5 protein-coding genes and 1 pseudogene are annotated in these 5,688 nt (G+C 65.9%); 3 read left to right on the top strand and 3 right to left on the bottom strand.

Features of this window, described 5'->3' with window-relative positions:
* A partial coding sequence (locus ACK5L9_RS19235; protein ID WP_416913068.1) for a c-type cytochrome occupies window positions 1–577 on the bottom strand: 577 nt, incomplete at its 3' end.
* A 133-nt stretch (window positions 578–710) separates the two neighbouring features.
* Here ACK5L9_RS19235 and ACK5L9_RS19230 point away from each other — a divergent pair.
* The 3 genes from ACK5L9_RS19230 to ACK5L9_RS19220 are packed head-to-tail and all read left to right on the top strand — an operon-like array spanning window position 711 to window position 4,815.
* Window positions 711–2,717, top strand: a complete 2,007-nt coding sequence (locus ACK5L9_RS19230) for a 4Fe-4S binding protein (protein ID WP_416913067.1) — start codon at window positions 711–713, stop codon at window positions 2,715–2,717.
* Window positions 2,714–3,913: an NnrS family protein gene (locus tag ACK5L9_RS19225; protein ID WP_416913066.1), complete on the top strand. Its 1,200-nt coding sequence runs from the start codon at window positions 2,714–2,716 to the stop codon at window positions 3,911–3,913. Before ACK5L9_RS19230 ends, ACK5L9_RS19225 begins: the two co-directional genes overlap by 4 nt.
* On the top strand, window positions 3,910–4,815 hold the full coding sequence (locus ACK5L9_RS19220) for an FAD:protein FMN transferase (protein WP_416913065.1): 906 nt from the start codon (window positions 3,910–3,912) through the stop codon (window positions 4,813–4,815). Before ACK5L9_RS19225 ends, ACK5L9_RS19220 begins: the two co-directional genes overlap by 4 nt.
* A gap of 8 nt (window positions 4,816–4,823) precedes the next feature.
* Here the strand turns inward: ACK5L9_RS19220 and ACK5L9_RS19215 are convergent, their stop codons facing one another.
* A complete protein-coding gene (locus ACK5L9_RS19215; RefSeq protein WP_416913064.1) occupies window positions 4,824–5,051 on the bottom strand; it encodes a hypothetical protein in 228 nt (75 codons plus the stop codon).
* A 323-nt stretch (window positions 5,052–5,374) separates the two neighbouring features.
* Window positions 5,375–5,688, bottom strand: a pseudogene (locus ACK5L9_RS19210) (MBL fold metallo-hydrolase); the annotation flags it as partial.

Raw genomic sequence — 5,688 nt, 5'->3', positions numbered from 1 at the left:
CCCAGTCGTTCTGCTGACTGGTCGGACGATCCTCGGGGGCGACCAGAACCTTCCAGCTTTCGCGCATCTGCGCCATACCGAATTCTGGCGGTGCGGCGGGGTCCAGCAACAGGTATTTCGCCATCAGATCGACCTGCGCCTCGGTCAGCTCGCCCGAGGTGCCCCAGTTCGGCATCCCGGCGGGCGAACCGTAGGTGATGAAGCTTTGCAGATATTCAAAGCCCAGATCGCGGGTCAGGTCGGGGGTCAGCGCCTTGCCGGTCGCGCCCTTGCGCAGCACGCCATGGCAGCCCGCGCAGCGTTCGAAATAGATCTTGTTCGCTTCGTTATAATCCGCATCGCTCAGCGCCTCGACGCCTTCGGGGGCACCGGGCGCGGCAACCTGATCCTGCGCAAGGTTGTCCAGCGATGGTTCATAGCGGTTGTCGGTCTTTGTCTGGTGATCCTCAAGCGCGGCTTCGGTGTCCGGGGTCTGGGTGGCCTGATCCTGCGCGAATGCGCCTGTGCTGGCGATGACAAGGGCCATCGCGGTCGTGGCCAGCGCAGCCATGGCAGGAAATCGCTTCCTAGAAGTCATTTGGCTTTCCTATCTGCTGGTTAAAATTTCCAATTGATCTACCGAAAGATTCGCCACTGCGGCTTTGACGTTTGTTAAGGATCCTTGGGCTTTTTCGGGGGAAAAGCGCGTAACCCTGTCACACCGGTTTGCCATGCTGTCTTTTCCCCCCGCCCTGATCCGCTGGCTGTCGGCGCTGCTGATCCTGCCCTCGCTGGCGCTGGCCCAGACCGCCCCGGACGCCCCGACCGCTGCTGCGCTGTTCGGCACCGATGCACCGGTTCAGGTGGTCCGGCAGGACGAACCCGTCCCCGGCTGGCTGGTCAGTCAGGGCGAAAACCGGCTGGGAATGATCGGCTCGACATCGGAGATCGCGGCGACCACAGGCTATTCGGGCAAACCTCTGGACGTGCTGGTCGCTGTGACGCCCGACGGGGTGATCGCGGGCGCGCGGCTGGTTCGCCAGACCGAACCGGTGCTGAGCCTTGGCATCTCGGATGCCGATATTACCGCCTATGTGGATGCGTTCCGGGGCGTTGATCTGCTGGTCGATCACCGGAACGATGCGGCGCTGCCGCCGGTGATTTCGCGGGCGACCGTCTCGACCGGAGTGATCCGCGACGGGGTACTGCGGGTCGGGCGGGTGCTGGCGCAGGCGCAGGGTCTGGGTGGGGGCGGCATCGACCGCGTGACCTATCGCCCCGCCACCTGGGCCGAGCTGGTGGCGGGCGCGGCATTCGGTCATGGAACCGTCAGCATGCATCAGGCCGCCACCGCCTTTCAGGGCGCGCGCAACCCGGTTCAGGGGTCGGACGCGCCGTTTCTGGACATCTATGCCGGGCTGATCGACCCCCCCACGATTGGCCGTAACCTTCTGGGTGCGCTGGAATTTTCTGCCGCAACCGCATCGCTGCAACCGGGTCAGGCCCTGGTTGCGGTCATGTCGCGCGGAGTCTATAGCCCACGCGGGACAGAGTGGCGGCGTTCGGGCGGGTTCGAACGGATACAGTTCCGGCAGGGCGCAACCCTGCTGCGCCCCGCCGATACCGATTTCATCATGGTCGAAGAACTGGCTCTGCCCGACGCGCCCGGATTCAAGGAAATCAGCCTGTTCCGCCTGAATATCGACGCCGCGACCGGCGGCATCGACCCGCTGAAACCGTTCGAGCTGATCGTGACCGCATCCCGCCCCGACGGAAGCGGTGCCGATCTGACCCTGCCGGTGACGGTTCCCGTCGCCCTGCCTCAGGAATTTCATGTCGAATTTGCCCCGCCTGCCCCGCTGTGGCAGCAATCATGGCGGCAAAAGACCACGGGCATCGCCATTGTCGGCACGATGCTGTTCGTTCTGGCGCTGATCCTGTTCGCGCAAGAGGCGCTGGTGCGCCGCCCGGCCCTGTGGCTGCGCGTCCGCCTGGGCTATCTGCTGGCGACGTTGTTCGTTCTTGGCTGGGGCCTGAACGGGCAATTGTCGGTGGTGCAGGTGGTCGCCTTCCTGAACGCGCTGCTGTCGGGCTTTCGCTGGGAAACCTTCCTGATCGAGCCGGTCATCTTCCTGATCTGGGGCAGCGTGGCGCTTGGCCTTCTGTTCTGGGGGCGAGGCGTTTTCTGTGGCTGGCTGTGCCCCTTTGGCGCGTTGCAGGAACTGATGAACCTTGCCGCGCGGCGGTTGGGGGTGCGCCAGATCGCGGTGCCGCAGGCGCTGCATGAAAGGCTGTGGGTGATCAAATATACACTGTTCGTGATGATTGTCGCGCTCAGCTTTTACAGCATGGAACAGGCGCTGATCCTGGCCGAGGCCGAACCGTTCAAGACCGCCATCTCGATGCGCTTCATGCGCGCCTGGCCCTTTGTGCTGTTCGTGATAGCCCTGCTGCTGGCGGGGCTGTTCATCGAACGGTTCTATTGCCGCTATCTGTGCCCGCTTGGCGCGGGACTGGCGATTCCGGCCAAGCTGAAGGTCTTTGACTGGTTGAAGCGCCGCCCCCAATGCGGTCGCGAATGCCGCCTGTGCGAGACGAAATGCACGGTCGGGGCCATTGACCCTCTTGGCAGGATCAACCCGAATGAATGCGTCCTCTGCCTGCGCTGTCAGGTGGTGATGAACGACGCGCAGACTTGCCCGGTGCTGAAACGCAGGGCGCGAGGGGTGCCGACATGAGACGCGGATTCCTGTTCACCGCCGGCTGGCGGGTGTTTTTCTGGGCGGCGGGGTTGTGGGCAGTGCTGTCCGTCGTCATCTGGCTGATCTGGCTGGCAATCCACGCCTTTGGCGGCATCGCGGGCGATATGAGTTTCGCCATGCCCCCGCATCTGTGGCACGCGCATGAGATGGTCTTTGGCTATGCCTCGGCGGCAATGGGCGGGTTTTTCCTGACCGCCGTGCCGACATGGACCGGTGCGCGCGCCGCGCCCGAGCGGTTCATCATGATTCTGGCCGGACTGTGGTTGGCGGGGCGGCTGGCGGTCTGGGTCTCGGCGCTGCTGCCTGCCGGGCTGGTCGCGGCGGTTGATCTGGCCTTTCTGCCGGTGCTTGCCACCAAGATTCTGGCCCAGCTTGTCAAGCGGCCCAAGCCGCAGAACATGATGTTTCTGGCGCTGCTGAGCCTGATCTGGACCGGCAACCTGCTGATGCATCTGGACTGGATGGGCTTGACCGGCACTGCCCGTCAGGGGGCGATTGGCGGGCTGTTGGGGATCTGTGCGCTGATCGCCACGCTTGGCGGGCGCGTGACCCCTGCCTTTACCCGCAACGCACTGCTGCGCGAAGCGCAGGATGCGCACCTGCCGGTCAGCCGGGGCTGGCTGGACGCGGCGGGCATCGCGCTGGCGATCCTGACCGCGCTGGCGGCCCTGCTTGGGCTGCCGGATGCGGTTCTGGCCGCGCTGGCGGTTCTGGCCGGGGCGGCGGCGGCAATGCGGCTGGCGGGCTGGCGCGGGCTGGCGATGACCCACCAGCCGATCGTCTGGTCGCTGCATCTGGCCTATGCGATGCTGACGCTTGGGCTGATCCTCTGGGGGCTGTCGCTGCGAGGCATCGGATCCGAAGTCGCCGCGCTGCACATCCTGGGCATCGGCGCGGTGGGCGGCATGACCCTTGCCATCATGAGCCGCGCCTCGCTGGGGCATAGCGGGCGGGCGCTGACCGCGCCGCGCCCGGTGGCGCTGGCCTATGGGCTGATCCCGGTGGCGGTGCTGCTGCGTTGGGCGGGCTCGGTCTGGATGGCCACGCTGTATTATCCCGCCGTTCTGGCATCTGGCGTGGTATGGTGTCTGGCCTTCGGCCTGTATCTGACAGCGCTGTGGCCGGTCTTTTTCGGCCCGCGCCTGTCCCGCGACGAAAGCGAGGCCGCATGATGGCAATGCAACGCCGCCGGTTCCTGTTCCTGTCCGCCGCCGCCCTGGCCCCTGTCAGGGCGCGGGCCGACGCCGTTCACCAATGGCAGGGCCGCGCCATGGGAGCCGGGATCACGCTATTGCTGCGCGGGGCCGCTGACCGGCAGGCGCGCGGCTTTTTCGATCAGGCGCGGCGCCATCTGGCCCATGCCGAAAGCCAGTTCTCGTTGCATCGCGATTCCGACCTGACACGGCTGAACCGGCTTGGCTGGCTGCGTTTTCCCGCGCCCGCAATGCGGGATCTGCTGGCGCTGTGCGACCGGCTGCATCGCGCGACCGGCGGGGCCTTCGACCCGACGGTCCAGCCCATCTGGCTGGCCCGCGCGCAGGGGCAGGACGAGGCCGGGGCGCGCGCCTTGACCGGCTGGTCCTGGGTCCGCATCCGCGACGGTGAAATCCGGCTGGCGCGGCCCGGCATGGCACTGACGCTGAATGGCATTGCGCAGGGCTGGGTGGCCGACCGGCTGGCGCTGGCCGCCGCGCAGAACGATCTGGGCGATGTGATGATAGACAGCGGCGAACAGCGCGCCATCGGGGCGCAAGGCTGGCCGGTCGGCATCGCGGATCCGCAGGGGCGTATCCTGCGGCGACTGGTGCTGCGCGAGCGGGCGCTGGCAACATCTTCGCCACGCGGCACGCTGATCGGGCACGCGCGGCCCCATATCATCGACCCGCGCGGAAACAACGAGGCCCTGGCCGGAACGGTCTCGGTCAGCGCGCCCTCGGCGGCGCTGGCGGACGGGCTGTCCACCGCCCTGTGCCTGCTGCCCCGCCGCAAGGCGGATCAGGTCGCCTCTGCTCTGCCCGGCTGCCGGATCGAGGCGTGGCAAAGCGGCCCCGAGACCCCGGAGTCATATCTCTGAAAGATCGTTCAGGCGGCCAGAACCGTCGCGCCGCCTTCGGTTACAAGTTCGCCCGCGACGATGCCCCGCAAATGAACCGTAGCGCCGGATCGGACAATCAGATCGCCGCCGATCATCCCCGCCATGGACAGGGTCACGCCCGGAGCGACGGTCGCGTCACCGCCGATCATTCCGTTGAACGCACCGCTTTCGTTGAAAACATGGTCGCCAAAGATCATGGGACGGTCGGGATTCATGGCAATTCCTCCGCTGAAAATTCTGTCCGCGCGAATCCGATCCCGTTATTTCACCACGTCGCGCCATTTTTGTCCAATCGCCCCTTGTCGCACCGGATCAGTCAAACAGAAGGTCGCCTGCCCGCATGGCTCATCCCGCATCTCGTTCATGAGGGTGGAACCGGCATCGACATGATATGTATTGAAGAAAGTCGGCATTCATCGTTTGCACAGCATCAATCAGTCGGACCCGGACCTGCCCTTCGCCGCGTTTTGCGTGAAAGCCTGTTGTGACTCGGCGGCGCGGCTCTGACGACAAGCCGGATGTTGCTGACAAGCGACGTTCACGCCCCCCAGAGGGCCGCGCCGCCGCTTTCGCCAACCTGTCGGATCGCGCCCCTGCCACGCAGGTGATTGACATGCGCGACCGCCTCGACCAGCGCCAGCCCGAATTCGGCCTCGCCGATCTGACGCTTGAACAGAATATCGAAACAGCCCACCGCGCTGCGGGGGGATTCGCGCAGCGCCGCCTCCATCCGGGCCAGCGCGCCCAGATGATTGTCGCGCAATTGTCGCAGCCGCTCGGGCAGGCCGGTGAAGGGCAGCTTGTGGCCTGGCAACACCAGATGCCGGGCCTCGGCCAGCGGCAGAAGCCTTT

It is taken from the genome of Paracoccus sp. (in: a-proteobacteria) (assembly GCF_047973135.1).
Classification (GTDB): Bacteria; Pseudomonadota; Alphaproteobacteria; order Rhodobacterales; family Rhodobacteraceae; genus Paracoccus.
Note: the sequence above shows the minus strand (reverse complement) of the source record. Positions and strands in the feature narration are given on the sequence as shown.

Excerpts from the sequence above, each read along its gene's own strand:
- ACK5L9_RS19215 (WP_416913064.1), bottom strand. The coding sequence starts at position 5,051 with ATGAATCCCGACCGTCCCATGATCTTTGGCGACCATGTTTTCAACGAA.
- ACK5L9_RS19220 (WP_416913065.1), top strand. The coding sequence starts at position 3,910 with ATGATGGCAATGCAACGCCGCCGGTTCCTGTTCCTGTCCGCCGCCGCC.
- ACK5L9_RS19225 (WP_416913066.1), top strand. The coding sequence starts at position 2,714 with ATGAGACGCGGATTCCTGTTCACCGCCGGCTGGCGGGTGTTTTTCTGG.
- ACK5L9_RS19230 (WP_416913067.1), top strand. The coding sequence starts at position 711 with ATGCTGTCTTTTCCCCCCGCCCTGATCCGCTGGCTGTCGGCGCTGCTG.